Raw genomic sequence first — 26,471 nt, forward strand, 5'->3', positions numbered from 1 at the left:
CTATCCGCGAGCAAGCCACACCCCTTAGCGATACAGCGTTTTTTCCGCAACCGGAATAAGCAGCCCGGATCGCCAGTCTGCGAGCGTCAGCTGCGCAAGCTTACCCAGCGCGGTATAAAACGGATGCCCGGCGTTGTCGACAAACACGGACAGGAAGCGGGTGCTCCACGGCAGCAGGTGCCACGCCAGAAGTTGAGCGTACTCCGCATCGCGGCCATTCTCGGCCAGCCATGCCGCCAGCAGCAGCAACGTCCCGAAGTGATCTTCCGGTTCATTCTGCTGCATTTCAAATGCGATAGCGTTCTCCCGCATCCACTGGCGCAGCGCGAGGGTCGAGTCGCCAAACAGCACGGATTCACGGTCAAGCCAGACGGAGCCCCACGGTGGCGCGGGCAGGGCGTAAGGGCCAACAAACAGCCGTTGCCAGGCGTCCCTCAGCGGCTCATCGGCAGACGCGGCAAAAGTGTCAGCTACAGGCTGCAGCGTTTCCGGGGGTAGGGGCCAGTCCTGAACCCAATCCCCTGCGGTGAGGGCCTGCACCAGCGGCGCGGCCTGCTCACTGTCTGGCGAGAAATAAAACAGCGCGCCCAGCACCCGGGCGCTGAACGCGAACGATTCACGATGTGAGACATCTTTCATTACATCTTCCTTGTTCGCGCGGAGAGTGTCCGCGCGACTGTGTTAACCGATAATACAAATCATAGAATAAACCACGGCCACGCCATTCGCTTGCTACACCTTCTCGATCTGCACAAGATTGGTGTGCTGCGGGTTGCCTTTTGCCAGCGGTGAAGGACGGTGCGTGGTCAGGGTGTTGATGCATGAGCCGTGATCGATGCGATCGCCACTCATATTGGCGTCGTGCCAGGCACCCTGGCCCATAGCGCTCACGCCGGGCATGATGCGCGGCGTCACTTTTGCTTCAATTCGTACCTCGCCGCGTTCGTTAAAGACGCGCACCGTATCGCCGTTCTTAATGCCGCGTTTTTCAGCATCGACAGGATTAAGCCAGACCTCCTGGCGACAGGCGGCTTTCAGCACGTCTACATTACCGTAGCTCGAGTGGGTACGGGCCTTAAAGTGGAAACCAAACAGCTGCAGCGGGAACTGTGCGCGCTCGGGCGCATCCCAGCCGTCGAAGGTTGATGCGTAGACGGGCAGCGGACTGATGGTCTCATCTTTTTCCAGCTCCCAGGTGGCCGCAATCTCCGCCAGCTTGCTGGAGTATATTTCAATCTTACCCGATGGCGTTTTCAGCGGGTTGGCTTCCGGGTTTTCGCGGAATTTTTTATAGGCCACAAAATGGCCGTTCGGATCTTTACGCTTGTAAATACCCATTTTTTTCAGCTCGTCATAGGACGGCAGATGAGGGTCTTTTTCGAGCATTTTGGCATACAGATACTGCAGCCACTGTTCCTGCGTCCGTCCTTCGGTAAATTTCTGATGGATATCCGGCCCGAGGCGTTTCGCCACTTCGCTCATGATCCAGTAGATGGGCCTGCGTTCAAATTTCGGCGCGGTCACGGGTTGAAGGAATATCAGGTAGCCCATGTTACCCGCATAATCGTTAGGAATGATGTCTTCCTGTTCGACGGTCATCAGGTCTGGCAACACGATATCGGCATACTTCGCTGACGACGTCATGAAGTTATCGATGACCACAATCATCTCGCACTTGCTTTCATCCTGCAGGATATCGTGGGTTTTATTGATATCGGAGTGCTGGTTGATGAGGGTATTGCCCGCGTAGTTCCAGATGAACTTAATCGGCACGTCCAGCTTATCCTTGCCGCGCACCCCGTCGCGCAGGGCGGTCATCTCCGGACCGCGGGTGATAGCGTCCGTCCAGCTGAAGCAGGAAATTTGCGTTTTGACCGGGTTATCCGGCAGCGGCATACGTTCGATGGTGATGGTGTAGGTGGACTCACGTGCGCCGCTGTTCCCGCCGTTGATCCCCACGTTTCCGGTGAGGATCGGCAGCATCGCGATGGCGCGGGACGTCAGCTCGCCGTTTGCCTGGCGCTGTGGTCCCCAGCCCTGACAGATGTAGGCCGGCTTCGCGGAGCCGATTTCGCGGGCAAGCTTAACGATGCGATCCGCCGGAATGCCGGTGATGCGTGAGGCCCACTCCGGCGTTTTCGCCGTGTGGTCATCACCCTGGCCGAGAATATACGCTTTGTAGTGACCGTTAGCGGGCGCGCCTTCCGGCAGCGTTTTTTCGTCATAGCCGACGCAGTATTTGTCGAGGAACGGCTGGTCGACCAGGTTTTCGTCGATTAATACCCAGGCAATACCCGCTACCAGCGCGGCATCGGTACCCGGACGGATCGGGATCCACTCATCTTCACGACCGGCTGCCGTGTCGGTGTAGCGCGGGTCGATAACAATCATGCGCGCGTTGGACCGCTCGCGAGCCTGTTCCAGATAGTACGTAATCCCGCCGCCGCTCATGCGCGTTTCTGCCGGGTTATTGCCGAACATGACCACCAGTTTGGTGTTTTCGATGTCCGAGGTGCTGTTGCCGTCGTTACTGCCGTAGGTGTAGGGCATCGCGCAGGCAATTTGCGCCGTGCTGTAGGTACCGTAGTGGCTCAGGAAACCGCCGTAGCAGTTCATCAGACGCGCCACCAGCGAAGCGTAAGGGGAGGAGCGGGTGATATTGCCGCCGACAATCCCGGAGGAGTAGTTGATATACACCGCTTCGTTGCCGTAGTTGGCCACCACGTCTTTCAGGCTGGCGGCGATCGTGTCGAGCGCTTCATCCCAGGTGATGCGTTCGAACTTACCTTCGCCGCGTTTGCCCACGCGCTTCATCGGGTAGTTCAGACGGTCAGGGTGATTGATTCGGCGGCGAATAGAACGTCCGCGCAGGCAGGCGCGCACCTGATGGTTACCGTAAATATCCTCACCGGTGTTATCCGTTTCGACCCAGTACACTTCGTTGTCACGCACGTGCAGACGCAGCGCACAGCGGCTGCCGCAGTTGACCGAGCAGGCGCCCCACACCACGGTATCTTCAGGCGGCTGGACGGCGTGCTTCACCGCCGCGGCGGCGCTTTTTAAACCAAAAGGCAGCGAGATCCCACCAGCGGCAAGCGCCAGAGAACCTATCGCCGTAGATTTCACGAGAGTTCGACGGCTAATTCCGCCGTGATGTTCAATATCGGACATGGCTCACCCCATCATTATAATTGCGTATTATTTTTCCCGAAATGATATCCGGGCTAATGATGGGGTGAGTGTTACTTATTTGGGAGTATTAAATCTTAATCCTCATCAAATCAAAGGGGATTGAGGGTCAATTACTGAGCTTCAGCGGCCGCACCACTGCCTGTGCGGGTGTATAAAATTTTGAAGGTGTCGTTGGCGCAGTGGCCCACCACCTGCGTGCCCGCCTGGTCAGCCTGGTCGTTCGGCACAATACTCAGCGTAAACCCTGTTTCAGGCACGCCGTTGTTGATAATCTTCTGCTGAATGTCGCTTTTCACGCGCTCGCAGGAATCCGGTGCCGCCAGCGCGACCGTTGAGGCACTCATTAACAGCAGGGCGGTAATCCAGGGTAACCGTTTCATCTGTAGCTCCTTTTCTCTATGTAGAGATTAATTTTAGCAGGCTTCGTGTAAACAACTGTATTTGCTAATATGATTGGGAATAATCTCCCTGTACGGTAATAAATGTGAAGAAATACGCAGCGATAACGCTACTGGCAGCAACACTGATGGGGTGCGACAACAGCTCCGCGCCGCTGTCGTTTACGCCCGAGATGGCGAGTTTTTCAAACGAGTTTGATTTTGATCCGCTGCGCGGACCGGTCAAAGACTTTACCCAGACGCTGTTCAACGAGAAGGGCGAAGTGTCCAAACGGGTCACCGGCACCGTCTCGACGGAAGGGTGTTTCGATACGCTGGAGCTGCACGACCTGGAGGCCAACACCGGCGTGGCGCTGGTGCTGGATGCCAATTACTATCTCGACGCAGAAACCCAGCAGCGCAAAGTGAAGCTGCAGGGGAAATGCCAGCTGGCCGAACTGCCGTCAGCCGGGGTGACGTGGGATACCGACGACAACGGTTTTGTGGTGGCGGCGCACGGCAAAGAGATGGAAGTGAAGTATCGCTACGACGCGGATGGCTACCCGCTGGGCAAAACCACCGTCTCCGGGGATCAGCATCTGTCCGTCCAGTCGACGCCGTCTAAAGATCTTCGCAAAAGAATGGATTACTCGGCAGTGAGCATGTTGAATGATAAGCCGCTGGGCAACGTGAAGCAGAGCTGCGATTACGACCGCCACAATAACCCGGTGAGCTGCGATCTGACGATCACGGACGACAGCGTCAAACCTGCCGTTGAGCGCAAGTACACCATCAAGAATACGATTGAATATTACTGAGAGTAACGTGCATTTTGTACGTTTCGCCCGGCGGCGCTACGCTTGCACGGGCCTACAATGAAGCACCCTGTAGGCCGGGTAAGCACAGCGCCACCCGGCAAGAAAGACAGCGCAATGGTTCATGACAAGGTTTGTCATCAATCTCACTGCGCAGTAGGTTTCAGCAGGCTGGCGCCTGACGGTTTGTGTCCGGCCAGGTGCTGATGCTGGAAAATGCACATGCGGATGGTGTTGCGGTATTCACCGTTAATAAAGAACTCGTGAATCAGCTCGCCTTCCACCATGAAGCCCAGCTTACGGTAGATATGGATCGCTTTCTCGTTCTCTTTGTCCACAATCAGGTAAAGCTTGTAGAGATTGAGAACGTTGAATCCGTAATCCATTGCCAGCTTAGCCGCCCGTGACGCAAGGCCTTTTCCCTGATGCTCAGGGGAGATGATGATCTGAAACTCCGCCCGGCGGTGAACGTGGTTGATCTCAACCAGCTCCACCAGTCCGGCTTTTTCACCTTCACACTCCACCACAAACCGACGTTCACTCTGATCGTGAATGTGCTTATCGTAGAGATCGGACAGCTCGACAAACGCCTCGTAAGGCTCTTCGAACCAGTAGCGCATCACGCTGGCATTGTTGTCGAGCTGGTGGACAAAGCGCAGGTCCTCACGCTCCAGCGGACGGAGTTTAACGTCGCAGGACACCGACATTATGGGGCTACCGTACGGCCAGTGCGGCGATCCAGGCAGCGCAGGGTGTTTGGCTCCCAGTAGGCATTGACGTTTGCACTTTGCTGACACTTATCGCGTGCGTCAAAAGCGACATCTTCTTTGTCCCACTCTTTTTCAGCACGTTTGTTGACCTTCTGACGAAGGTTACGGGTGTCATTCCATTGTTCTTTGTCCATGGCGGCGTTCTGACGGCTTTGCGCGCTGTCACCAGACTCAATAATGAGCTTGCTGGTTTCCGCTGTCGCAGAGGCGGCAAAGGCGAACGATGACAGCGCCAGCAGGGCTGTCAGACAAAGGCGTTTGCTTAATGTGGTCATAGCGTTTCCTTTTAAATGGGTGCAGATAATCAAGTTACCCCGTACAGATTCTACACTAAAGCGAAATGACGGCATACCCGCGGAGCAAGTATGGAAAAGTAAAGGGCATCATCAGGTATGATGGTTAAATAAATCCTCACCTGACGTGAAATATGCTTAAAACGACGCTGCTTTTTTTTGCCACCGCGCTATGCGAAATCATCGGTTGCTTCCTGCCCTGGCTCTGGCTGAAGAAGGGCGGATCCGTACTGTTGCTTATCCCGGCAAGCGTCGCGCTGGCTCTGTTTGTCTGGCTGTTAACGCTGCATCCGGCGGCCAGTGGGCGCGTTTACGCGGCCTACGGTGGCGTCTATGTCTGCACGGCGCTGCTGTGGTTACGCGTGGTGGATGGCGTCAAACTCAGCGCATACGACTGGGCCGGGGCGCTGATTGCCCTGTGCGGTATGCTGATTATTGTGGCGGGATGGGGGCGCGCGTGAGCCCCCTGGTTTTGTGATCGTTAGCTGATTTTATGATCATTATACTTGTATGGTAGTAGGGTTGGTGGGTAAATTTCCAGCATCACAACGAACGATGTAAGGAAAGGAATTATGAAGATTGTCGCGGCTGACGTGTTTGTTACCTGCCCGGGGCGGAACTTTGTCACCCTTAAAATCACCACCGATGAGGGCATTGTCGGTCTCGGTGACGCTACGCTAAACGGACGCGAGCTCTCCGTGGCCTCTTACCTGAAGGATCACCTTTGCCCCCAGCTGATTGGCCGCGATGCGCACCGCATCGAAGACATCTGGCAGTTCTTTTATAAAGGCGCCTACTGGCGTCGCGGTCCGGTTACCATGTCGGCCATCTCCGCCGTGGATATGGCGCTGTGGGATATCAAAGCCAAAGCGGCCAACATGCCGCTCTACCAGCTGCTGGGAGGCGCCTCCCGGGAAGGGGTGATGGTCTACTGCCATACTACCGGCCACACCATTGACGACGTACTGGAAGATTACGCCCGTCATAAAGAGATGGGCTTCAAGGCGATCCGCGTGCAGTGCGGCGTGCCGGGCATGAAAACCACCTACGGCATGGCCAAAGGGAAGGGGCTGGCCTATGAGCCTGCGACCAAAGGCGACTGGCCGGAAGAGCAGCTCTGGTCTACCGAAAAATACCTCGATTTCACGCCGAAGCTGTTCGACGCGGTGCGCAGTAAATTCGGCTTCAATGAGCACCTCCTGCACGACATGCACCACCGCCTGACGCCAATTGAAGCGGCGCGCTTCGGCAAGAGCATCGAAGCATACCGCATGTTCTGGATGGAAGATCCAACGCCTGCGGAAAACCAGGCCTGCTTCCGCCTGATCCGCCAGCACACCGTCACCCCCATTGCGGTAGGCGAAGTGTTTAACAGCATCTGGGACTGCAAGCAGCTTATCGAAGAGCAGCTTATCGACTATATCCGCACCACCATTACCCACGCGGGCGGCATTACCGGGATGCGTCGCATCGCCGATTTTGCCTCGCTCTATCAGGTGCGTACCGGTTCACACGGTCCGTCGGATCTGTCGCCCGTTTGTCATGCCGCCGCGCTGCATTTCGACCTGTGGGTACCGAACTTTGGCGTGCAGGAATACATGGGCTACTCCGAACAGATGCTGGAAGTCTTCCCGCACAACTGGCGCTTTGATAACGGCTATATGCATCCGGGCGATAAGCCGGGGCTGGGCATTGAGTTTGATGAAAAGCTGGCAGCGAAATACCCCTACGATCCGGCCTATCTGCCGGTGGCCCGCCTGGAAGACGGCACGCTGTGGAACTGGTAAGCGAGGAGCAAACGATGAAAAGCGTAGTGATTCAGCAGCCAAACCAACTGGTGATTGAAGAGCGGCCACGCCCGGAACCAGGCGCAGGCGAAGTCCGTGTGAAAATCACGCTGGCGGGTATCTGTGGATCGGACAGCCACATCTACCGCGGGCATAACCCGTTTGCGAAGTATCCACGCGTCATCGGCCATGAATTTTTTGGCGTGATTGACGCCACAGGCGAGGGCGTTGATAGCGCGCGTCAGGGCCAGCGCGTCGCGGTTGACCCGGTGATCAGCTGCGGGCACTGCTACCCGTGCTCCGTGGGAAAACCGAACGTCTGCACCTCGCTGGTCGTGCTGGGGGTGCACCGTGATGGCGGCTTCAGTGAATATGCGGCAGTGCCCGCTCAAAATGCCTGGGCCATTCCGGATGACATTCCCGATCGACACGCCGTCATGGTTGAGCCCTTTACCATCGCCGCCAACGTAACCGGGCAGGCGAAACCGACGGAACAGGACGTCGCGCTGATTTACGGCGCTGGCCCGATGGGGCTGGTCACCGTGCAGGCGCTGAAAGGCGTCTATCAGGTGAAGCAGGTTATCGTGGTTGACCGCATAGACGAGCGCCTGGCGATGGCCCGGCGCAGCGGCGCGGATTGGGTCTTTAATAATGGCGAGCAGTCGCTGCAGGCCGCGCTGGAGGAAAAAGGCATCAAACCGACCTTAATCATTGATGCCGCCTGCCATCCATCTATTTTGCAGGAAGCGATAACCCTGGCCTCGCCAGCGGCGCGCATCGTGCTGATGGGCTTTTCCAGCGAGCCGAGCCAGATTGTTCAGCAGGGCATTACCGGCAAAGAGCTGGCGATCTTCTCCTCGCGCCTGAATGCCAACAAATTCCCGGTCGTCATCGACTGGCTGAAGAGGGGGCTGATCGACCCGGAAAAACTGATCACCCATACTTTTGACTATCACCACGTAACAGACGCCATCGAACTGTTTGAGAAAGATCAGCGGCAGTGCTGCAAAGTCTTACTCACGTTCGGCCAATAATCATTTACGCGATTAAGAGCCTGCGCAGACAGGCTCTATGTGGTTCGCATCTTACCTTTCAGAGATAGCCATCATGACACAAGTACAACCGCAACGATCCACCGCCGATCTGGTGAAAGCCGCCGTTTCCGGCTGGCTTGGCACCGCTCTGGAGTTCATGGACTTTCAGCTTTACTCGCTGGGGGCCGCTCTGGTCTTCCATGAGATCTTCTTCCCCGAACAGTCTGCCGCGATGGCGCTGATCCTGGCGATGGGGACCTACGGCGCAGGCTATATTGCGCGCATCGTCGGGGCCTTTATCTTTGGCAGAATGGGCGACAGCATTGGCCGTAAGAAGGTGCTGTTCATCACCATCACCATGATGGGGATCTGCACCACGCTGATTGGCGTCCTGCCGACCTACGCGCAGATCGGGATTTTTGCCCCGGTTCTGCTGGTGACGCTGCGCATCATTCAGGGCCTGGGCGCCGGGGCTGAGATCTCCGGGGCGGGGACCATGCTGGCAGAGTACGCGCCGAAAGGAAAACGCGGCATCATCTCCTCGCTGGTGGCGATGGGCACTAACTGCGGGACACTGAGCGCCACGGCGATCTGGGCCATCATGTTCTTTGCCCTTGACCGTGAACAGCTGCTCGCCTGGGGCTGGCGCGTGCCGTTCCTCGCCAGCGTCGTGGTGATGATCTTTGCCATCTGGCTGCGTATGAACCTGAAAGAGAGCCCGGTCTTTGAGAAAGTGAACGATGCACAAACCGTGCAGCCGGACACGTCGCTCGGTTCCATGGTGAAAAGCAAATCCTTCTGGCTGGCGACAGGTCTGCGTTTCGGCCAGGCGGGCAACTCGGGGCTGATCCAGACCTTCCTCGCGGGCTACCTGGTCCAGACGCTGTTGTTCGATAAGGCCATCCCTACCGATGCGCTGATGATCAGCTCCATTCTCGGGTTTATCTCCATTCCGCTGCTGGGCTGGCTTTCCGATAAAGTGGGGCGCCGTCTACCGTACATTATTCTCAATATCTCCGCCATTCTGCTCGCGTACCCAATGCTGTCGATCATCGTCGATAAGAGCTATGCGCCGGGGACGATCATGCTCTCTATCATCGTTATCCATAACTTCGCCGTTCTGGGGCTGTTCGCGCTGGAAAATATCACCATGGCGGAGATGTTTGGCTCGCGAAACCGCTTTACGCGTATGGCCATCTCCAAAGAGGCGGGTGGTCTGGTGGCGGTGGGTTTTGGTCCGGTGCTGGCAGGGATCTTCTGCAATATGACCGGCTCCTGGTGGCCGATTGTTGCCATGCTGGTGGCCTATTCCGTGATTGGACTGGTCTCGGCGATCCTGATGCCGGAAGTGCGCGACCGTGATTTGAGCGCGGCGCATGACGCAGCTGAGTCTGCGCCAAAAGAGACGGTCGGTTACGGCGCTGTCTCCTCGCGACGCTAGTGGTTTATAGCTTGCGTGACTTGTCACACAACTTTGTTTTTATGTCACACCACATGACCAAAAGTTAATATAAATCAAAATCTCAAACGGCAGTATCAGTATGGTTGATGGCAGTAATTTTTTACCCCAACTGCCATTCTAGTTGGTGTAGTCAGCAGGCGCTGCCGCTTCAGAAAGAGCGGCAGCGATCCACAGCTTTCTAATTAACGAGTCTTAATCATGGAAAATACCTTATTACAGGCCAATGCGACGCTGCCTCAGTACGATCGCGACAGCCTTAAAGCACGCATCGTTCATTTAGGCTTTGGCGCATTTCACCGGGCGCATCAGGCAGTGTATGCCGATATCCTCGCAGCTGAGCACGGCAGCGACTGGGGCTACTGTGAGGTTAACCTGATTGGCGGTGAGCAGCAGATTGCCGATCTGAACGCACAGGATAACCTCTATACCGTGACGGAAATGTCTGCCGATGCGTGGACCTCCCGCGTAGTTGGCGTGGTCAAAAAGGCCCTTCATGCGCAGGTTGACGGGCTGGAGACGGTGCTGACGGCGATGTGTGACCCGCAGGTTGCGATTGTCTCGCTGACCATCACCGAGAAAGGGTACTGCCACTCGCCGGCGACCGGGCAACTGATGCTCGATCATCCGTTTATCGTCGCCGACCTGCAAAACCCGCACCAGCCAAAATCTGCGCCGGGTGTCGTCGTGGAAGCGCTCGCGCGCCGTAAGGCGGCAGGTCTGCCGGCGTTTAGCGTGATGTCCTGTGACAACATGCCGGAGAACGGTCACGTGATGCGCAATGTCACCTGCGCGTACGCCCGTGCGGTAGACGGTGAGCTGGCGGACTGGATCGAATCCCACGTCACCTTCCCGTCAACCATGGTGGATCGCATCGTGCCTGCGGTCACCCCCGACACGCTGGATAAAATTGAACGGCTGACCGGCGTGCGCGATCCGGCGGCGGTGGCCTGTGAACCGTTCCGCCAGTGGGTAATCGAAGATAACTTTGTGGCAGGGCGTCCTGCGTGGGAAAAAGCCGGGGCCGAACTGGTGTCGGACGTGATCCCGTTTGAAGAGATGAAGCTGCGCATGCTTAACGGCAGTCACTCATTTCTGGCCTACCTGGGCTATCTGGCGGGCTACCAGCATATCACCGAGTGTATGGAAGATGAACATTACCGCATCGCCGCGCACGCGCTGATGCTCAACGAGCAGGCGCCTACGCTGAAGGTCAAAGGCGTCGATTTAGGACGCTATGCCGATCTCCTGATTGCCCGCTACAGCAACCCGGCCCTGCGCCATAGGACCTGGCAAATTGCGATGGACGGCAGCCAGAAGCTTCCGCAGCGTATGCTGGATTCCGTGCGCTGGCACCTGGTGCATCAGAAGCCTTTCCCGCTGCTGGCGCTGGGCGTGGCAGGGTGGATGCGCTATGTCGGCGGCGTGGACGAGCAGGGTAATGCGATTGACGTGAGCGATCCGCAGCTGGCAGTGATTCAGGCGGCGGTTAAAGGCAGTGCGGAAGGGGAAAGCCGGGTCAAGGCGCTGCTCGGTATCGAGGCCATCTTCGGCAAGGAATTACCGCGTGAAGCCGTCTTTGTTGATGCGGTGATGAAGGCGTACCAGACGCTGCTGCAAAAGGGTGCGAAAGCGACCGTGGCACAGTACGTGTCTCAACGGTAATTCAGCACATGCCGCCGCTCGCGGCGGCATGTCTGCGCACCGTTTAGTGCATACCCAGGCGAATCAGCTCAATCGGTTCGAACTTACCTTCGCATCCTTCCACTTCAACCGTTTTGCTGCGGCGCACCTGCGCGGCATCCAGCCCGTCGCTGTGGATCGCTTTAATCACGCCAGTTTTGCCCGTGCCGCTAATCATGACGCGGCTGCCGGTGGTGATTGCATTGCGGTTACGGTCGTATGTCATCATGGTATTTTCTCCTCTCTAACCTGTTCGTTACGGCGTTATTTCAGGGTTGCCGTTCACGGAGCATATAAATACGCCTGTCTGCATCACATGTTTTTGTTTTTGATCAAACTCACACTTTTTTCTTTATTGTGCCGGGCGCTGACGGTTCACGACAGCAATTGACAAAGCAGACCGTTATTTTCATTTATTGATAGTTTCAGCAGGGAAGCGTTGAGGGTTGGTTTATATTCCCGGTGCCATTCTGGGTACAGGAAATAACCCTTTCATCGGAATAAGGAGTCAGGCTTATGTATAAGAAGATTTTGATGCCTGTTGATGTGTTTGAAATGGATTTGAGCGACAAAGCGGTTCGCCACGCGGCAAACCTTGCGAAGGCGGAAGGCGCCTCGATTACCCTGGTCAACATTCTGCCGGCCAGCAGCCGATCCCTGCTGCGCGGATTTAATGCCGATATTAAAAAGTTCGAAGAGTATATGACCGAGGAATCCGGTAAGAAAATGAACGCGTTAAAAAGACTGTTCGATATCTCGCCGGAGAAAATTGACAGCCTGGTGCGCTTTGGCAACGTCCGCGATGAAATTATCAGGCTGAGCAAGGAGGGGGAATATGACGTGATTGTCATCGGGTCGAAAAATCCGGGCATCACCACCCATCTGCTGGGATCAAATGCGGAATCTATCCTCCGCTACGCCACAATTCCGGTGTTAGTCGTTCGCTAAACCCATCGCCGCGTCCGAAAGGGGGCGGCGTAATATTACTCTTCGCTAAACCACTCGCTATTTTCCTGACGAATCAGCTGCACGGATTCGCTAATTTCCTGCAGATGCAGCGTCATCGCTTTTTCCACGCCGTCCGGGTCACGTTTTTCAAGCGCGCTGAAAATATCGTGATGCTGTCGGAGCAGCATTTCCGGCGGGGAGACGTGATCGAGACTCATATAACGCACGCGGTCGATGGTGGCCTTGATGTTTTCGATGGTGTCCCAGGCCAGCTGGCAATCCGCAATCAGCGCCAGTTTCTGGTGGAATTCATCATCAAGCTGGAAGAAATCATTCAGCTGCTTGCGGTCAATCGCAATCCGCTGCTGATGCAGGTTTTGCTCCAGAAGGTAACACTGCTTGTCATTGATGAGCGTTGCGGCACGGCGCGCCACCGCGCATTCAATGGCCTGGCGAACAAAACAGCCGTTGCGCACCTGAGAGAGGGAGATTTTGTTCACGTAGCTGCCGCGCTGCGGGCGGATCTGAATCAGACCGTTTTCCGCAAGCTTAATAAACGCTTCACGCACCGGCTGACGGGAAACGTCAAAACGCACTGACACCTCTTTTTCAGAAAGCGGCGTTCCCGGTGGGATCAGGCAATGGACAATATCACGTCGCAAAATGCGATAGATTTGCTGGTTTACGGGCTGGGTGGGATTGAGTTGCGATTCAGCGGCCATGAGTTGTCATTTCTCAGAGAGTTAGCCTGAACATACTACCATTCTTTTATAACCCGAAACAGACCCGGCCCGCAGGCCGGGAAGGGCAGCGTTAGCCACGATGGACGCTAAGTCCGGCAAAACTCTGGCTGACCGGCATCATTTCTACGGTATTGATGTTGACGTGTTTTGGCAGCGTCGCCACCCACCAGACCGTTTCGGTGACATCTTCCGGCGTCAGGGCGTTCGCGTTTTCATAGGTTTTGTCTGCTTTCGCGTCATCGCCTTTGAAACGCACATTGGAAAACTCGGTGCCACCCACCAGGCCCGGCTCGATGTCGGTGACGCGAATGGCGGTGCCGTGCAGATCGGTCCGCAGGTTAAGGCTGAACTGGCGCACAAACGCTTTTGTCGCCCCGTAGACGTTACCGCCTGCATAGGGCCAGCTTCCGGCGGTGGAGCCGATATTGATAATGTGGCCACGATTGCGCTCGACCATGCCCGGCAGCACCGCGCGGGTCATATAGACCAGCCCTTTGTTGTTGGTGTCGATCATGTTTTCCCAGTCTTCCACGCTGGCTTTGTGGGCAGGCTCCATGCCCAGCGCCAGACCGGCATTGTTGACCAGCACGTCGATAGCGCGCCATTCTGCTGGCAGATTCGCAATCATCTCTTCGATCGCCGCGCGGTTACGCACGTCCAGCTGCGCGGTCAGAATGCTGTCGCCTAGTTCGTCCTTCAGCTCCTGCAGACGTTCCTGACGGCGGCCGGTCGCGATAACCTTGTGCCCGTTGGCGACGAAGCGACGCGTGATGCTTTCACCAAAACCTGCCGTTGCCCCGGTAACTAAAATAATCATCTCACTGTTCCTCAACGCTTTTTGTGTTGTACTAACATAGCACGGCCGCAGAGGGTGCGTTAAGGCAACATTTGTATGACAGCGTTGCAGGGGATGGCGGCCTGGCCTACTCTGGGAGGATACCCGTACTCAGGAGCGAAAGATGACGGCCACGAATCCCTTTTTTAACATCAGCCTGTTGCCTTACCAGGCCCCCCATTTTGATGAGATCAACGACAGTCACTATCGTCCGGCCTTCGATGAAGCCCTTCGCCAGAAGCGGGCTGACATTGACGCGATTGTCGCTCAGGCCGCTGCGCCTGATTTTGCTAACACCGTGCTGGCGCTGGAGAAAAGCGGCGCTTTGCTCGCGCGTGTCAGCAGCGTGTTCTTCGCCATGACTTCCGCGCACACCAATCCGTATTTACAGGAGCTGGAGGAACAGTTCTCCACCGAGCTTGCCGCGCTGGCAAACGATATCTGGCTGAATGACGTGCTGTTTGCCCGCGTGGAGAGCGTCTGGCAGGACCGTGCCGCGCTGGACGCCGAATCCCGCCGTCTGGTCGAAGAGACGTATCAGCGGTTTATTCTGGCCGGCGCGCGTCTTAATGAGACAGAAAAGGCCGAGCTGAAGGCGTTGAATACCGAGGCGGCCTCCCTGACCAGCCAGTTCAACCAGCGTCTGCTGGCGGCCGATAAAACGGGTGGGCTGGTGGTGGATTACGCGCACCAGCTTGACGGGCTCAGCGCCGGTGAGATTGCTGATGCGGCGCAGGCTGCCGCGGAGCGAGGGCTAAACGATCGCTGGCTGATCCCGCTTTTGAACACCACCCAGCAGCCCGCGCTTTCCGCGCTGCGCAATCGTCAGACGCGCGAAAACCTCTTCAACGCAGGCTGGACGCGTACCCAGAAAGGGGATGAAAACGATACCCGCGCGCTGATCCTGCGTCTGACGGCGCTACGTGCACGACAGGCTCGTCTGCTGGGCTTTGAGGATTACGCCAGCTGGAGCATCGCCGATCAGATGGCGAAAACCCCGGCCGCCGCGCTGGAATTTATGCGCGGCATTGTGCCTGCCGCTCGCGCCCGCGCGGAACGTGAGCAGGCCGACATTCAGAACGTTATCAACGATGAGCAGGGCGGTTTCACCGTGGAGGCCTGGGACTGGGCCTTTTATGCGGAGCGCGTGCGCCAGGCAAAATATGCCCTTGATGAGTCGCAGATCAGGCCCTACTTTGCGCTCAATACCGTGCTGCAGGATGGCGTATTCTGGGCAGCCAGCCAGCTGTTTGGCATTCGCTTCGTCGAACGCTTCGACATCCCGGTGTATCATCCGGACGTCCGCGTATGGGAAATTTTCGACCATACCGGTGAGGGCATGGCGCTGTTTTACGGTGACTTCTTTGCCCGTGATTCCAAACAGGGCGGGGCATGGATGGGGAATTTCGTCGAGCAATCCTTCGAGTTTGCTGCCCGTCCGGTGATCTACAACGTCTGTAACTATCAAAAACCGGCGAATGGCGGTGTCGCGCTTCTCTCCTGGGATGACGTGGTAACCCTGTTCCACGAGTTTGGCCATACGCTGCACGGTCTCTTTGCCAGCCAGCGTTTCGCCACGCTTTCCGGCACCAATACGCCGCGTGATTTTGTTGAGTTCCCGTCGCAAATCAACGAGCACTGGGCCAGCCATCCACAGGTGTTTACCCATTATGCGCGCCATTACGAAACCGGGGAGCCGATGCCGGACGCGCTGCGGGAAAGCATGCTCAACGCGACCCATTTCAACAAGGGTTATGACATGACTGAACTGCTGGCTGCCGCGCTGCTGGACATGAACTGGCACGGCATCGGCGAGGCCGTTTCGAGCGTGGAGGATTTTGAAGCGGCTGCGTTGAAAAAAGAGGGGCTGGATCTGCCTGCCGTGCCGCCGCGCTACCGCAGCAGCTATTTTGCCCATATTTTTGGCGGCGGCTACGCGGCGGGATATTACGCCTACCTGTGGACGCAGATGCTCGCTGACGACGGCTATCAGTGGTTTGTTGAACAGGGCGGCCTGACCCGTGAAAACGGGCAAAAATTCCGCGAGGCGATTTTGTCGCGCGGCAATAGTACTGATTTAGCTGAACTGTATCGCAACTGGCGCGGGCACGATCCAAAGATTGAGCCGATGCTGGAGAATCGCGGGCTGAGCGCGTAAAACCGCCGTTAGCAAATAACAGAACCGGGCTTCGCGCCCGGTTTTTATTGTTTTTCCCGCAACGACTATTCGAATTCAGAATGAATAAATTGCCTGACCTGAAGTATCGAATTCAGGTTAAGTTTTTGCCCAATATTATTAGTGTAGGTATAGACAGTCTTGGGGGACAGGTAAATTTTTCTTGCAGCAGCAACCGTGTCATCAGTATCCAGAAGGGCGAAAAGTGTCTTTTTCTCCTGTTCTGAAAGCATGCTCAGACTTCTGCAGCGCGCGATGTGGTTCAACGCATATTCTGATGAATACGTCCGACCGCCCGTAAGCTGCTTTCGAAACTCCATAAAGCACGATTTCCTGTAAATTGTCACAAGCGGTTCGAGAACTCTTGAACTGACATCCTTGCCACCGATGAAGATCATTTCATGCTTTTCAGTGAGTTTCTTTCTTTTCAGAAGGTTGAAAATGGCGCCCAGGCTTCTGAATGATTCAATATCTACGACGCAAACCTTTCTGCTGGGGGACGCTTGCTGAAGGATGACAGACAGCGCTTTATTCAAGAAAACATCTTTCGTCAAAATTATGTGAGGCATAAACATAACCAAAACATCTCAGAACAATGTGAAAAGGGGCCCTAAGGCCCCTGTGGAACATCAGAATCCGATACGGACACCTGCCACACCCTGGATCGGTGTTTCGATTTGGCTGCCCTGACGATAATTAGCCTCACCGTACAAGGTTACGTCTTTACCAACGTTGACCGATGCACCCAGACCGTACTTGCCTGACGTGCCTTTGACGTTGTTGTCAAAGCGATTGCGCTCATTGATCGTGACTTCGTTTGAGTTAGCAAACTCTTGCACCACCGCAGCTGACAGATAAGGTTTGAACTCAGTCGAACCCAGACTGAACTTACCGGAAAGCTTCGCACCGGCTTCACCCGTAACAGAACGTGGAGTGCCCGTGTTGCTTTTCATGCCGTTGCTGAGTTTCACATCCTCACTGGTCATCTGAACAAACGCCAGGCGTCCATAAGGCGTGATGCTAACGTCATCTTTGAGATCGAACTGATAGCCGCCTTCGACTGCTGTGCTAAGCGCGTATTGTTTCCAGTCACCACCGGTTCTACCGCCATTGGTCATGACCGCTCTCAGTTTGTTGTTAAGACGGTTACCTTTCACAACACCGTCAGCGTAGAACCCGCTGGCGTCAAACCACGTTGCATACAGGCCGAGGCCGTAGCTGTCAATTTTGCTTGTGCCGCCGCGGGCATGCTTCACTTTGTTATCGCTAAAGGACATGAACGCACCGGTGACAAGGTTGCCGCGCGCAAAGTCATTCCGGGTGTCAGCGCCGATCTCCATACCGTTCTGATTGAGTTGATAAGCAGCGCCATTGCTGGTATCAATGTTGTTTTTGCTTCCAAGGTAGTGACCCCAGACGTTGCTTTCCGGTCCGGTTTTATCCAGAGTAGCGCGATACGTGCGCAGTCCATCTAGCTCGGAATGGACGACGTTCAGACCTGCATTGGACATGGCCAGAATGGCATCAGTTGCAGGTGTGGTCATTGGCTTCTTACCGCCATTTCCGTTACCTCCTGCGTTGCCGTTGTCACCACCGCCCGGATTTTCGCCGCCCGGGTTTTCACCGCCCGGGTTTTCACCGCCCGGGTTCTCACCGCCACTCCCCATGGCACCCAGATACCATACGTTACCGCCGGTGAGGCCGTCCTTATCCAGCTGGCTGTACAGGGTGTACATATACGTGCCGCCATCCACGAATCGGGTGCTTCGCCCGGATGCCGTGACCATTTCAAAGTCAATGTCACCGCCTTTCTCGTGGATGAGGTTCAGCGTCAGGTCAGTGTGGTCTGATATCTCCTTACCGGAGTCAGCCACAGCAATACCAAACTGGCCTGTGCCCTGTTCGATAGTGACGAAGTTGCCTTTACGGTCTGCGAGAGAGGTGTTCAGGAGGAAGTTCCCGGTGCCGCTCAGCTCCGTAATCGTCAGCTTCGCGAATTCACCGTCGCTGTTGCGCAGGAAGTTGACGTTGCCGCCGACCATGGTGAGCTTACCAACCTGAGCCGTGTCCGGGCCGGATATGGCATCGGAAAGGTCGTTAACAGAAAGGGTACCTCCCTGGATGTTTACGTCCGTTGCGAGAGAGCCGGCATTCATCAGCAGTTCGCCACCGACGTTTACTCTGGTTTCGCCGTCGGCCACTGCTCCGGCCCACAGCCACGACTGGCCGCCATCAATAGTGGTATCAGTGATTGTGCCGAAGACCTTCTGTTGGCCATCACTTTTGATGGTAGTAGAGGTGGCTTTGCCACCAGCGGAGACATACTGAGCACCGCCGTTGCTGATTATGGTCTGATTAGCCTCACCTGTGACCTCCTGCTCACCACCACTTTTTATCGTAGTATAGGTGGCCAGGCCGCCAGCATGGACGTACTGACTGCCACCATTGTTGATGGTTGTAGAGGTGGTAGTGCCGAAGACGCGCTGCAGACCATTACTGTTGACGGTAGTAAAAATGGCTGCACCGCCACTTCCTAAGGTCTGCAAGCTCCCACTATTGATGCCGACACTGGTGACCGTTCCGCCCTCCCAGATAATCTGTGAGCCACCATTCATTGTGACATCTGTAGCACTACCGCCACTGCTGACGTACTGAACACCACCGCTGTTGATTATTGTAGAGGTAGCCGTACCGCCATTGGAGACATACTGATAACCATCACCGTTAATTATCGTAGAGGTGACTAAACCGCCATCAATGAACTGAACACCACCGCTGTTGATAGTAGTGGCGGTGGCAGTGCCACCCGTGGAGATATACTGCTGACCCTCCGTCATGATGGTGGTGAAGGTTGCTGAACCGCCACTGGAAACATACTGTCGACCACTACTGTTAATGGTGCTGGAGGTGGCCAGGCCACCACTAGAAATTAGCTGAAAACCACCGCTGTTAAGGGTGGTGTCAGTGGCCAGACCACTACTGTATACGTGCTGCTCTCCGGCACTGTTGATGGTGGTGAAGATGGCAGAGCCACCACTGGAAATATACTGTTGACCACCGTTGTTGATGGTTGTGGTGGTTGCTGCGCCGCCAGCAGTGAGTCGCTGTTCGCCACCTCTGTTGATGGTCGTAGAGGTGGCTGTTCCTCCATCGGAGATACGCTGCGTGCCGCCGTTAATAATAGTGGTGGTTGCCGTGCCGGAGACGAACTGTACACCTCCGTTGATAGTGGTGGAGATGGCCTTACCGAAGACATCCTGTTCACCGTCGTTGATAGTGGTTAAAGTGGCCTCACCATAGACGTTCTGAAAACCACCATCTATGGTCGTGGCGGTCGCCGATCCGCCTGCGCTGATGAACTGTATTCCCATTGAATTGATGGTAGTAGAGGTTGCCGAGCCAAGTCCGTCTACGTTTTGTCGACCGCTATTTATTATTGTTTCGAAGGCCGTGCCGCCAATGAGGACGTTCTGAACGCCAGCACTATTGATGGTAGTAGAGGTTGCCGAACCACCACTGGAGACATACTGATAACCACCACTATTTATAGTCGTAGAGGTAGCTGAGCCGCCACTGGAGACGTGCTGATTACCCCCGCTGAGAGTAGTAATGGTGGCAGTACCGCCATTAAAGATGGTCTGCGTGCCACGGTTGTTGATGATAGTCGAATAGGACCAGCCTCCATCATAGACGTTCTGGTTGCCGCTGTTGTTGATGGTGGTGAAATTGGCCATACCGCCGCTAGAGACGCGCTGAGAGCCGCCGCTGTTGATGATGGTGGCAGTCGAAAAACCGCCACTGGAGACGAGCTGAGAGCCACCAGTGTTGATGGTAGTGGCAGAGGTATAACCGCCACTGGTGATGAACTGACTACCACCGCTGTTAATGGTGGTAGAGTTGGCCGTATCGCCTGCATGAATACCCTGTATACCCGTTACCGTCTCACCTACATAATTCGCAGCCATGACCGATCCGGAAGGCAGTAATATAGCCCCCAGCAGCAGCGCCAGTGCGCTTTTCTTCGGCGTCAACTTCGGACGACCGGACCCGGTCGCAAGTTCAGAAGTTACCACCCACTGCTGGCGCGACTCGCACCAGACCGTGGTATATATCTTGTTCATATTTACGTCCTTTACTTATCAACTAATCCTGAATGCAGACGGTCCACCATGCCGATAACCTGACGACCGGTTATCAGACTTGTGCACTCGTACTGTCGGGGAGTGTTCTTGTGATGCGGACACCACAAAAAATCCACGTGGTCAAAATCAACGGACGTGTCATCCCAGCAGCCGTTACAGCCATGGCTGCTGAACACCCTCCAGGGGGTGTAAAATTCACTGTTGGGAAGACTGAATCCGCTGATTAACACCACCGGGATACCGGATGCCCAGGCAAGCCATGACAGCCCGCTGCCCAGACCAATAAAGAAGCTCGCATGCTTTAACAGGTCCACCCGCTCCTGGAGCGGGATATCGCCCGTAAAGTCTTCGGCGCCATGCGGAATGTGGTTCCAGATAAAGCCCTGGCCGTAATGCGCCTGGCGGTCAATGCAAAGCACCCGGTATCCCAGAGATTTAAGGTGGGCGACGACCTCAGCCCAGCCATGGCCGTTGTTCCAGTACTTCGCCTGGTTGGTGGACTGCGCGGCGATACAGACGTACGGCTCCGCAATTTTCCGCTCCGCATCCAGCTTCAGGCGGGGAGGGCACTCACGCGGATCCACCCCGAGGATGTAACCGGCATTGCGGTGGAAACCGACCTTCCTGAAATCGATGGGCTGATGAGTGGTTTCGCCCTTAAAGAAAAGGCCGATATACCAGGACGCGTAGGGATTTTCCGTCTGGAGATCGTCCTTTGTGGAGAACGTGATCTCTGGGTACTGCGCGCTAAGCAGTTCAATGATTTCCTGCCCCATGACGCACTCAAGCTGACAGCGGTGCAGTTGGCGAAAACGCTCTGCGTAATGGAACCAGCCAAGCATGTCGCCAAGCGTCCCCGTCGGGAAAAAGATGACGACGGGCTTGTCCTTCATATCCAGCGTTTCATCCAGGACCGGGCTCATCGATCCCTGGTGGAATACCTGAATGCGGAAGCGGACGTAATATTTTTTATTACTGGTTACCCAGCCGCCTTCTGAATCACAGCTGAAAAGAATATTACCGCTGTCGTCGTCCATTAAAATAACGTGCCATTTTCCTTCCGGAAGCAAAACGCGCGCGCCATAGTTAAAGTCATAAAGAATTCCGTCCGGTCCTGTCCAGGACGGAAGCTCTGGAGGGTTTGGGAAGTTAGCTGACATATATAATTTGTCCTTGGTGGCAATTTTAAATTTGTAATGATCAGGTGGAATGCACTACTGTTATTTAAGTAGTGCTTTTTCATAATTGATTGCGAATATCTTTCAAAAGAGATAGTTGTTCTTTATCTTCTATACCTTCAGCAATAACATGAATTTGCAATCGCTCTGCGAGAGCTACAATGGAATCAATTACCGCGGAATAGATTAATGATCCATTGCTTGCAATTGTGAGGCATTTATCAATCTTGAGTGTTGAGAAACCTGCATGTTCAATGTATTTGAGACATGAACTTCCGCTGCCGAAATCATCAATCGCAAATCGCACACCTGACTCAGTAAGTTGCTGCATAGCCTCGAGTGCAAAGTCGTCCAGGTTCATTGTTCCACGTTCGACAATTTCCAGTGTGACAGCAATGCGTCCGTCGAACACTTTCTTAAAGTCCGTAACTGCTTCAATAACTCTTGAAGAGTTCAACTGTCTCGCATAGATGTTGAAGGAGAGATAAAAATCATCAGGTAGCGTTCCTTCGTAGTCTTCAAAAAATGTTTTAACATCAGACATCAGGCTGCATGTGACATCATTAATCACCTCGCATGATTCCATTGCAGAGAGGTATTTTTCGGGAGAGTGGTAAATCCCATCTTTAAGAACTCTAAGTAATACTTCTCCGCCTACAATTTCATCGCCCTTACATACCGGCTGGATGAAGGGAACAAATTCAGCGCCGGTCAGTTCCGCTGATAAGATTTTTTCTCTAATCAATCTACGGGCTTTGATGAAGAAACGTTCTGCCTTAATGAGCATTTTGGTGCTTATCATAATGTCGCTCCTTATCTACTGGATTCGCTACCCGGGGTACCACTTCTTTCTTCTTTCCCCGAACTGTGAATGGCGGTAGGTAGGATGGCTACACCTGAAGAATAAGAACCTGCTCATTCACTTCTGCGAGAAATCCTATCAACTAAAAATGGTGTGTAGATACATGTATTGCTAATTTATCAAAATACAAATTTATGTTCTGTTTGATGTTGCATTTACAAGTAATAAGTCTGCTGAAGACGTTGTCACGTCTGGCTGTGCTAAGATGCGAGAAAGAAGTTAATGGGTTTTCGCAGGTTGGATAAACGTGAGGATCCATTCAATTACCATCATGGATAAGGAGTCAGAGATGGTTTTTGTGATTGATAATAGGGTTTTTTATCGCTCTGAAGATGGTGCCATATGGCCATCCGGAGACGAGGGCTCTACTGTCATTCTGACCCTGACAGTGAAGAGGCTATTAACATGCCTTCTCGAAAAGCATGGTCAAGTCCTGACACGGAATGAACTCCTGGATAATGTCTGGGATGCTCATGGCTTGCGCTCATCGAATCACACATTAAATAAATACATTTCAGAACTGAGAAAACATTTCGTCCAGTTAGGTATTACCAATGAATGTATTACCACAGTGCCTAGGGTCGGCTTTATGTTTAACAGCGATATTGACGTCAGGGATATCACTGAATCTTCGATTGCTGATGGACGACTCAAAGAAATTGAGAAGTCGGAGGTAATAACTCTAGTCCACCGTACGGCGTTAGTGGGTAAGTACAGGGCTCTTCATTATACGCTGGCACTGATTGTGCTTTTAATCAGCGCTACGTTAGTTGTGCCAGGTCTCGTAACTCCGTCGAAAGACTTAATGGAAATAAAACAGATTAACCCCCATTTCTTGTTTAACTACGACACCTGTCCTGTCTATACAATCCAGAGTAACTCTGCATCCCTGTCAGAGCAAAAAAAAGAACTTTTTTTAGAACTGGCTAACTCAAGTCATATTCAGTGTCTGGAAGGCACATCTTTTCTCTATCAGGTTTCAGAGTCCTATCTGTACGGCAATAAGGGGAGGGCGTTTATCAGTCGATGCACGCAAAAAAATAATAATTACATCTCCTGTCTGAATAACTACTGGAGTGGTTATGAACGCAATCAATAAGAAAACAGGGATCCCTGGCGTAATTTTACTCCTCATCCTGGCGTTTTCGGTCTGGTTCTATGTTCACATGCGTCATAAACAGAGTGCGTTAAGTGTTAACTGTTCCACAATTTTACGTTATAACCACTATGAACCTGATTTCATCGCTACGCTGGAGTTTGTTTTCCGTTTAGATAAAAACCACGAGGGTCAGGCTGTCCTGTCGGGGAATATCCAGTCAGACAAAGGCGTTCATGTCATCTCACGTACAATTCTCTTTAGCTATGAGGTGAACAGACCCGGTGAGATTGCCCTTACAGATACGCGCTACGTTAAAAATCTACGTGATACAGCTGATGATGACAGTTTTAAAAGCAGCTTCTTTTATGTTCCCGAGGGAACCGTTCGCCAGCTGAAGATTGAACCTGCAGGTAATGGCTGGCTGATTGGCAATCTGCAGTCGCCATTTGCGCTTTGCGTGAACAGGTAAGGCAGGTCAGGCATTGTGAACCTGCTCATATTCCTGTGTAGCTATCGGTTGGGAGCGGTTCATGGTGTTGGCTTAAAAAACCGGGCGTTACGCCCGGTTTTTTTATCTTACCACCAGCACAGGGCATTTCGCATGCCGAACCACTGCCGCAGCGTTTGAGCCCAACAGATAGGTTGAGATGTCCGGCTTATGGGAGGCGATAATGATCAGGTCGGCGCCGATCGTATCTGCGAGCTTAAGTATCTGATCCTTCGGAGACCCCGTCACGGCATGCGTCTGTATCTTGTCTGCAGGAATTTTGAATTGCTTAACTATTTCATCCAGCCTTGCTAAGGCCGCGTGCTGGAATTCTTTCATCTTCGGCATTTCTACGGGGTAGGCCAAACCTAATGATGAATAATAGGGAAGCGAAGGAATAACGGTAAGAAAGTGGACTTTGGCCGTGTTAAGTGTGGTATGTGCCTGAACGAAAGGGATAACCATGTGCGTCAGGCTATCCTCGGAAATGTCAATGGGAACCAAAATTGAATTGTACATGTGTCCCTCCTGAGTGTTTTTTGCACAACTCAGGGTAAACCGTTAATTCCAGCAAAACAGAGAGCAGGTTGTCATAACGGGGGCAAATTTCAGTTCTGTGATTTAGGTACAGTTGAACCTGCCTGTCATTCCGTCGTGACAATGAACATTCTTGCTTCCTGAGCGAGCTGGCGTTCAGCCTTAATCGGGGCATATTTTTCCGAATGCTAGAAGGCAAGGGCCTGATCTAACGTCGGGAATTCAAAAATGCCCGCATAGGGTAACGGCTCTTCATCACCTTCCAGTACCTGTGCGACAGCACCAAAATGAACAATTTTACCGCCTGCTGCCTCTAATGCTGACGTGAAGCGGGGGGCAAGGCTGGCCTGTCTGGCTGGGTCAATAACGCGTAAGTTGATATGAACAAAGGCTGGCATAACCGTTCCTCAAACATGCTTAATAGTGTATATACAGTATTAACTTTAGCATTGAATGTCGAGATGAAATGATGAGCAACATTGATGTGACGTTGTTGAAGGCCATTCCGGAAGTCTGCCCGGCGTTTCAGGCGCGCGCTACCGCTCGGGCTATTACACGCTATTACAACGCCTGCTTCAGACCGTTTGATCTGACCGCTGAGCAGTTCAGTCTGATAGTTGGCATCGGGGGTTCTCCTAATGAAACCGTTGCGGAACTCGCCGCCAGAGCAGGGGTGGATGCGACAACACTGAGTCGTAATATCCGCAGTCTGGAGTCCCGAGGCATTATTGGCTCTACTGGAGGGCGTGGACGTTCAGGAAAACGACTCATGTTGACGGGGGAAGGCTGGCGTCTGCTTGAACAGGTCATTCCGGTATGGCAATCCGCTAAGCAGGAATTGTCCCAACTTGTGGGCAGCGAGCAGCTTAGCCTCACGACGAAAATGATGAAAAGTCTTGCCAGAATCAGCGCTTCTCTATGACTCTCTCCGTGTCACTGCTCTTTTCTGCAAAACAGCAAAGCCTCAACCGGGCGCAATGCCCGGTATCGTATTCATATTGCGTGACAGCTTACGGATGCCATAATTTTATTCCCGCCAATATTACCCATAATTAGCTCGAGTAATTTCCGGTATTCCTCACGGGTCATCACCTCGGCCCGTATTTCGGTTTTTCCTTCTGCTTGCGCCGTATCGCAATAAATGGCTTTCAGGCTTAACGTCAACTCTTTCGCCATGTTGACAATATTCTGCCGCACCGCATCTTCATGCTCGTCATTACAAATGATTTTAAGGACATAGCATTTTTCGCCTTCATGGATCGCGGGCAGTTGATTAATCCGCTGCGCAGCTTCGCGAAGCAGGATGTTGGCGCACAGAATAATCACGCTGGCCATACCGGCATTCCAGAATTGACCTAATCCGCATAGCACGCCAATTCCGGCCGAACACCACAGCGTCGCGGCGGTATTAAGACCCCGGATATTCATTCCCTCACGCATAATAACGCCTGCGCCAAGAAAACCTATGCCGGAGACGATCTGCGCTGCGATGCGCCCCGGGCTATCGGGTGAGGTCGAGAGGGAACTTAAAATAAACACGGCCGCGCCCGTCGCAACCAGTGCATTGGTACGAAGCCCCGCCATACGCTGGCGCCATTGTCTTTCCGCGCCGATAATTGCGCCCAGCAGCATCGCTGCGAGCAGATGAGAGATATAAGGGAACATCAGCCTGTCGCCTGTTAACATGATTAAACGATAAGCGTCAGCGCTTCACAAAGCACATTATGACGCCATTAAAACGCAAAGCATGTAAGCGCGAGGGCGGTGGAAAGAGTGAATGATGAAACATGAACATCGCGATGCCCCAAAAATTTGGTCGTTCTTAATGTATTGGGATGCAATCACTTCAAGAGGATTGCTGCCCACCCTTAAGGTAAGCAGCGAGAAAATCGCGTCAGCTTACCTTCGTATCGACGAAAAATAACTTTCCAACGAAGGACTCCTGTGAAAATTTATTGCCAGTATAGTCAGGGCCGATTATGAGTAAAGCGAAAAAACAACGTCCGTTATGAATTGTTTAAGTTCGGAAGGCATGTTTTTTAAGACGTCATCTG

Annotated in this window: 26 protein-coding genes; 11 read left to right on the forward strand and 15 right to left on the reverse strand. The window is 53.8% G+C overall.

The annotated features are described in order from the left end of the window. Positions 1-24: 24 nt before the first annotated feature. The 3 genes from dmsD to ACMWJS_RS03185 form a co-directional block, all read right to left on the reverse strand. Positions 25-639, reverse strand: a complete 615-nt coding sequence (gene dmsD / locus ACMWJS_RS03175) for a Tat proofreading chaperone DmsD (RefSeq protein ID WP_414746573.1) — start codon at positions 637-639, stop codon at positions 25-27. 93 nt (positions 640-732) lie between these two features. Next, a complete protein-coding gene (gene ynfE, locus ACMWJS_RS03180) occupies positions 733-3,171 on the reverse strand; it encodes a selenate/tellurate reductase subunit YnfE (RefSeq protein WP_414746574.1) in 2,439 nt (812 codons plus the stop codon). 131 nt (positions 3,172-3,302) lie between these two features. Continuing rightward, a complete protein-coding gene (locus ACMWJS_RS03185) occupies positions 3,303-3,572 on the reverse strand; it encodes a DUF1161 domain-containing protein (protein ID WP_414746575.1) in 270 nt (89 codons plus the stop codon). Between the two features lie 104 nt (positions 3,573-3,676). Between ACMWJS_RS03185 and ACMWJS_RS03190 the strand changes: the two genes are divergently transcribed. Further along, positions 3,677-4,387, forward strand: a complete 711-nt coding sequence (locus ACMWJS_RS03190; RefSeq protein WP_072052294.1) for a YnfC family lipoprotein — start codon at positions 3,677-3,679, stop codon at positions 4,385-4,387. A 143-nt stretch (positions 4,388-4,530) separates the two neighbouring features. Here the strand turns inward: ACMWJS_RS03190 and speG are convergent, their stop codons facing one another. Further along, entirely contained in the window at positions 4,531-5,091 is a 561-nt protein-coding gene (speG, locus tag ACMWJS_RS03195; RefSeq protein WP_048030664.1) for a spermidine N1-acetyltransferase, read from the reverse strand. Next, the gene (locus ACMWJS_RS03200; RefSeq protein WP_023335541.1) at positions 5,091-5,429 is read right to left on the reverse strand and encodes a DUF1283 family protein; all 339 of its coding nucleotides are present in this window, start codon (positions 5,427-5,429) and stop codon (positions 5,091-5,093) included. The genes speG and ACMWJS_RS03200 overlap by 1 nt, the downstream gene beginning before the upstream one ends. A gap of 152 nt (positions 5,430-5,581) precedes the next feature. On the opposite strand from ACMWJS_RS03200, the gene ACMWJS_RS03205 reads away from it, so the two are divergent. The 5 genes from ACMWJS_RS03205 (at position 5,582) to ACMWJS_RS03225 (ending at position 11,392) form a co-directional block, all read left to right on the forward strand. Next, the gene (locus tag ACMWJS_RS03205; RefSeq protein ID WP_021241222.1) at positions 5,582-5,908 is read left to right on the forward strand and encodes a YnfA family protein; all 327 of its coding nucleotides are present in this window, start codon (positions 5,582-5,584) and stop codon (positions 5,906-5,908) included. Between the two features lie 111 nt (positions 5,909-6,019). Then, positions 6,020-7,234: a starvation-sensing protein RspA gene (rspA, locus tag ACMWJS_RS03210; protein ID WP_414746576.1), complete on the forward strand. Its 1,215-nt coding sequence runs from the start codon at positions 6,020-6,022 to the stop codon at positions 7,232-7,234. A gap of 14 nt (positions 7,235-7,248) precedes the next feature. After that, on the forward strand, positions 7,249-8,268 hold the full coding sequence (locus ACMWJS_RS03215; protein WP_414746577.1) for a Zn-dependent oxidoreductase: 1,020 nt from the start codon (positions 7,249-7,251) through the stop codon (positions 8,266-8,268). Between the two features lie 73 nt (positions 8,269-8,341). Further along, positions 8,342-9,709: an MFS transporter gene (locus tag ACMWJS_RS03220; RefSeq protein ID WP_045910620.1), complete on the forward strand. Its 1,368-nt coding sequence runs from the start codon at positions 8,342-8,344 to the stop codon at positions 9,707-9,709. 219 nt (positions 9,710-9,928) lie between these two features. Continuing rightward, positions 9,929-11,392 (forward strand): mannitol dehydrogenase family protein, encoded by a 1,464-nt coding sequence (locus ACMWJS_RS03225; RefSeq protein WP_414746578.1) that lies wholly within the window; start codon positions 9,929-9,931, stop codon positions 11,390-11,392. Between the two features lie 43 nt (positions 11,393-11,435). Here ACMWJS_RS03225 and ydfZ read toward each other — a convergent pair whose 3' ends face one another. Continuing rightward, positions 11,436-11,639, reverse strand: coding sequence for a putative selenium delivery protein YdfZ (ydfZ, locus tag ACMWJS_RS03230; RefSeq protein ID WP_014883679.1), 204 nt, complete (start codon positions 11,637-11,639; stop codon positions 11,436-11,438). A 287-nt stretch (positions 11,640-11,926) separates the two neighbouring features. Here ydfZ and ACMWJS_RS03235 point away from each other — a divergent pair, with 287 nt between their 5' ends. Beyond that, a complete protein-coding gene (locus ACMWJS_RS03235; RefSeq protein WP_024909093.1) occupies positions 11,927-12,358 on the forward strand; it encodes a universal stress protein in 432 nt (143 codons plus the stop codon). 35 nt (positions 12,359-12,393) lie between these two features. Here ACMWJS_RS03235 and ACMWJS_RS03240 read toward each other — a convergent pair whose 3' ends face one another. Together ACMWJS_RS03240 and ydfG are read right to left on the reverse strand one after the other, a co-directional pair. Further along, complete coding sequence (locus ACMWJS_RS03240) at positions 12,394-13,080, reverse strand: GntR family transcriptional regulator (RefSeq protein ID WP_414746579.1); 687 nt, start codon at positions 13,078-13,080, stop codon at positions 12,394-12,396. Positions 13,081-13,171: 91 nt separating this feature from the next. Further along, a complete protein-coding gene (gene ydfG, locus ACMWJS_RS03245; protein WP_023292548.1) occupies positions 13,172-13,918 on the reverse strand; it encodes a bifunctional NADP-dependent 3-hydroxy acid dehydrogenase/3-hydroxypropionate dehydrogenase YdfG in 747 nt (248 codons plus the stop codon). Between the two features lie 142 nt (positions 13,919-14,060). Here ydfG and dcp point away from each other — a divergent pair, with 142 nt between their 5' ends. Continuing rightward, positions 14,061-16,094 (forward strand): peptidyl-dipeptidase Dcp, encoded by a 2,034-nt coding sequence (gene dcp / locus ACMWJS_RS03250; protein ID WP_414746580.1) that lies wholly within the window; start codon positions 14,061-14,063, stop codon positions 16,092-16,094. A gap of 65 nt (positions 16,095-16,159) precedes the next feature. On the opposite strand, the gene ACMWJS_RS03255 is transcribed toward dcp, so the two are convergent. The 4 genes from ACMWJS_RS03255 to ACMWJS_RS03270 all read right to left on the reverse strand — a co-directional run bounded on the left by ACMWJS_RS03255 (position 16,160) and on the right by ACMWJS_RS03270 (position 22,234). Continuing rightward, on the reverse strand, positions 16,160-16,648 hold the full coding sequence (locus ACMWJS_RS03255; RefSeq protein ID WP_162270758.1) for a helix-turn-helix transcriptional regulator: 489 nt from the start codon (positions 16,646-16,648) through the stop codon (positions 16,160-16,162). A 93-nt stretch (positions 16,649-16,741) separates the two neighbouring features. After that, on the reverse strand, positions 16,742-20,233 hold the full coding sequence (locus ACMWJS_RS03260; protein ID WP_414746581.1) for an autotransporter outer membrane beta-barrel domain-containing protein: 3,492 nt from the start codon (positions 20,231-20,233) through the stop codon (positions 16,742-16,744). A gap of 11 nt (positions 20,234-20,244) precedes the next feature. After that, positions 20,245-21,414 (reverse strand): autotransporter strand-loop-strand O-heptosyltransferase, encoded by a 1,170-nt coding sequence (locus tag ACMWJS_RS03265; RefSeq protein ID WP_414746582.1) that lies wholly within the window; start codon positions 21,412-21,414, stop codon positions 20,245-20,247. Positions 21,415-21,493: 79 nt separating this feature from the next. After that, positions 21,494-22,234, reverse strand: coding sequence for an EAL domain-containing protein (locus ACMWJS_RS03270; RefSeq protein ID WP_414746583.1), 741 nt, complete (start codon positions 22,232-22,234; stop codon positions 21,494-21,496). Between the two features lie 349 nt (positions 22,235-22,583). On the opposite strand from ACMWJS_RS03270, the gene ACMWJS_RS03275 reads away from it, so the two are divergent. Both ACMWJS_RS03275 and ACMWJS_RS03280 read left to right on the forward strand, forming a co-directional pair. Beyond that, positions 22,584-23,393 (forward strand): winged helix-turn-helix domain-containing protein, encoded by an 810-nt coding sequence (locus ACMWJS_RS03275; protein WP_414746584.1) that lies wholly within the window; start codon positions 22,584-22,586, stop codon positions 23,391-23,393. Beyond that, entirely contained in the window at positions 23,377-23,862 is a 486-nt protein-coding gene (locus tag ACMWJS_RS03280; protein WP_414746585.1) for a hypothetical protein, read from the forward strand. Before ACMWJS_RS03275 ends, ACMWJS_RS03280 begins: the two co-directional genes overlap by 17 nt. Before the next feature lie 102 nt (positions 23,863-23,964). Here the strand turns inward: ACMWJS_RS03280 and uspF are convergent, their stop codons facing one another. Beyond that, complete coding sequence (uspF, locus tag ACMWJS_RS03285; RefSeq protein WP_414746586.1) at positions 23,965-24,399, reverse strand: universal stress protein UspF; 435 nt, start codon at positions 24,397-24,399, stop codon at positions 23,965-23,967. A gap of 206 nt (positions 24,400-24,605) precedes the next feature. Further along, positions 24,606-24,815, reverse strand: coding sequence for a DUF1330 domain-containing protein (locus tag ACMWJS_RS03290; protein ID WP_414746587.1), 210 nt, complete (start codon positions 24,813-24,815; stop codon positions 24,606-24,608). A gap of 71 nt (positions 24,816-24,886) precedes the next feature. Here ACMWJS_RS03290 and ACMWJS_RS03295 point away from each other — a divergent pair, with 71 nt between their 5' ends. Further along, positions 24,887-25,339 (forward strand): MarR family winged helix-turn-helix transcriptional regulator, encoded by a 453-nt coding sequence (locus tag ACMWJS_RS03295; protein WP_111967076.1) that lies wholly within the window; start codon positions 24,887-24,889, stop codon positions 25,337-25,339. A gap of 71 nt (positions 25,340-25,410) precedes the next feature. Here ACMWJS_RS03295 and ACMWJS_RS03300 read toward each other — a convergent pair whose 3' ends face one another. Further along, complete coding sequence (locus ACMWJS_RS03300) at positions 25,411-26,082, reverse strand: MgtC family protein (RefSeq protein WP_414746588.1); 672 nt, start codon at positions 26,080-26,082, stop codon at positions 25,411-25,413. Between the last annotated feature and the right edge of the window lie 389 nt (positions 26,083-26,471).

The sequence above is a fragment of the Enterobacter sp. HK-058-C-ECC genome (genome assembly GCF_047531125.1).
GTDB lineage: Bacteria > Pseudomonadota > Gammaproteobacteria > Enterobacterales > Enterobacteriaceae > Enterobacter > Enterobacter quasiroggenkampii.

Excerpts from the sequence above, each read along its gene's own strand:
- ACMWJS_RS03295 (WP_111967076.1), top strand. The coding sequence starts at position 24,887 with ATGAGCAACATTGATGTGACGTTGTTGAAGGCCATTCCGGAAGTCTGC.
- ydfZ (WP_014883679.1), bottom strand. The coding sequence starts at position 11,639 with ATGATGACATACGACCGTAACCGCAATGCAATCACCACCGGCAGCCGC.
- ACMWJS_RS03205 (WP_021241222.1), top strand. The coding sequence starts at position 5,582 with ATGCTTAAAACGACGCTGCTTTTTTTTGCCACCGCGCTATGCGAAATC.
- ACMWJS_RS03185 (WP_414746575.1), bottom strand. The coding sequence starts at position 3,572 with ATGAAACGGTTACCCTGGATTACCGCCCTGCTGTTAATGAGTGCCTCA.
- ynfE (WP_414746574.1), bottom strand. The coding sequence starts at position 3,171 with ATGTCCGATATTGAACATCACGGCGGAATTAGCCGTCGAACTCTCGTG.
- ACMWJS_RS03240 (WP_414746579.1), bottom strand. The coding sequence starts at position 13,080 with ATGGCCGCTGAATCGCAACTCAATCCCACCCAGCCCGTAAACCAGCAA.
- ACMWJS_RS03215 (WP_414746577.1), top strand. The coding sequence starts at position 7,249 with ATGAAAAGCGTAGTGATTCAGCAGCCAAACCAACTGGTGATTGAAGAG.
- dmsD (WP_414746573.1), bottom strand. The coding sequence starts at position 639 with ATGAAAGATGTCTCACATCGTGAATCGTTCGCGTTCAGCGCCCGGGTG.
- ACMWJS_RS03275 (WP_414746584.1), top strand. The coding sequence starts at position 22,584 with ATGGTTTTTGTGATTGATAATAGGGTTTTTTATCGCTCTGAAGATGGT.
- ydfG (WP_023292548.1), bottom strand. The coding sequence starts at position 13,918 with ATGATTATTTTAGTTACCGGGGCAACGGCAGGTTTTGGTGAAAGCATC.
- ACMWJS_RS03260 (WP_414746581.1), bottom strand. The coding sequence starts at position 20,233 with ATGAACAAGATATATACCACGGTCTGGTGCGAGTCGCGCCAGCAGTGG.
- ACMWJS_RS03265 (WP_414746582.1), bottom strand. The coding sequence starts at position 21,414 with ATGTCAGCTAACTTCCCAAACCCTCCAGAGCTTCCGTCCTGGACAGGA.
- ACMWJS_RS03270 (WP_414746583.1), bottom strand. The coding sequence starts at position 22,234 with ATGATAAGCACCAAAATGCTCATTAAGGCAGAACGTTTCTTCATCAAA.
- speG (WP_048030664.1), bottom strand. The coding sequence starts at position 5,091 with ATGTCGGTGTCCTGCGACGTTAAACTCCGTCCGCTGGAGCGTGAGGAC.
- ACMWJS_RS03220 (WP_045910620.1), top strand. The coding sequence starts at position 8,342 with ATGACACAAGTACAACCGCAACGATCCACCGCCGATCTGGTGAAAGCC.
- ACMWJS_RS03235 (WP_024909093.1), top strand. The coding sequence starts at position 11,927 with ATGTATAAGAAGATTTTGATGCCTGTTGATGTGTTTGAAATGGATTTG.
- uspF (WP_414746586.1), bottom strand. The coding sequence starts at position 24,399 with ATGTACAATTCAATTTTGGTTCCCATTGACATTTCCGAGGATAGCCTG.
- ACMWJS_RS03200 (WP_023335541.1), bottom strand. The coding sequence starts at position 5,429 with ATGACCACATTAAGCAAACGCCTTTGTCTGACAGCCCTGCTGGCGCTG.
- rspA (WP_414746576.1), top strand. The coding sequence starts at position 6,020 with ATGAAGATTGTCGCGGCTGACGTGTTTGTTACCTGCCCGGGGCGGAAC.
- dcp (WP_414746580.1), top strand. The coding sequence starts at position 14,061 with ATGACGGCCACGAATCCCTTTTTTAACATCAGCCTGTTGCCTTACCAG.
- ACMWJS_RS03300 (WP_414746588.1), bottom strand. The coding sequence starts at position 26,082 with ATGTTCCCTTATATCTCTCATCTGCTCGCAGCGATGCTGCTGGGCGCA.
- ACMWJS_RS03225 (WP_414746578.1), top strand. The coding sequence starts at position 9,929 with ATGGAAAATACCTTATTACAGGCCAATGCGACGCTGCCTCAGTACGAT.
- ACMWJS_RS03290 (WP_414746587.1), bottom strand. The coding sequence starts at position 24,815 with ATGCCAGCCTTTGTTCATATCAACTTACGCGTTATTGACCCAGCCAGA.
- ACMWJS_RS03280 (WP_414746585.1), top strand. The coding sequence starts at position 23,377 with ATGAACGCAATCAATAAGAAAACAGGGATCCCTGGCGTAATTTTACTC.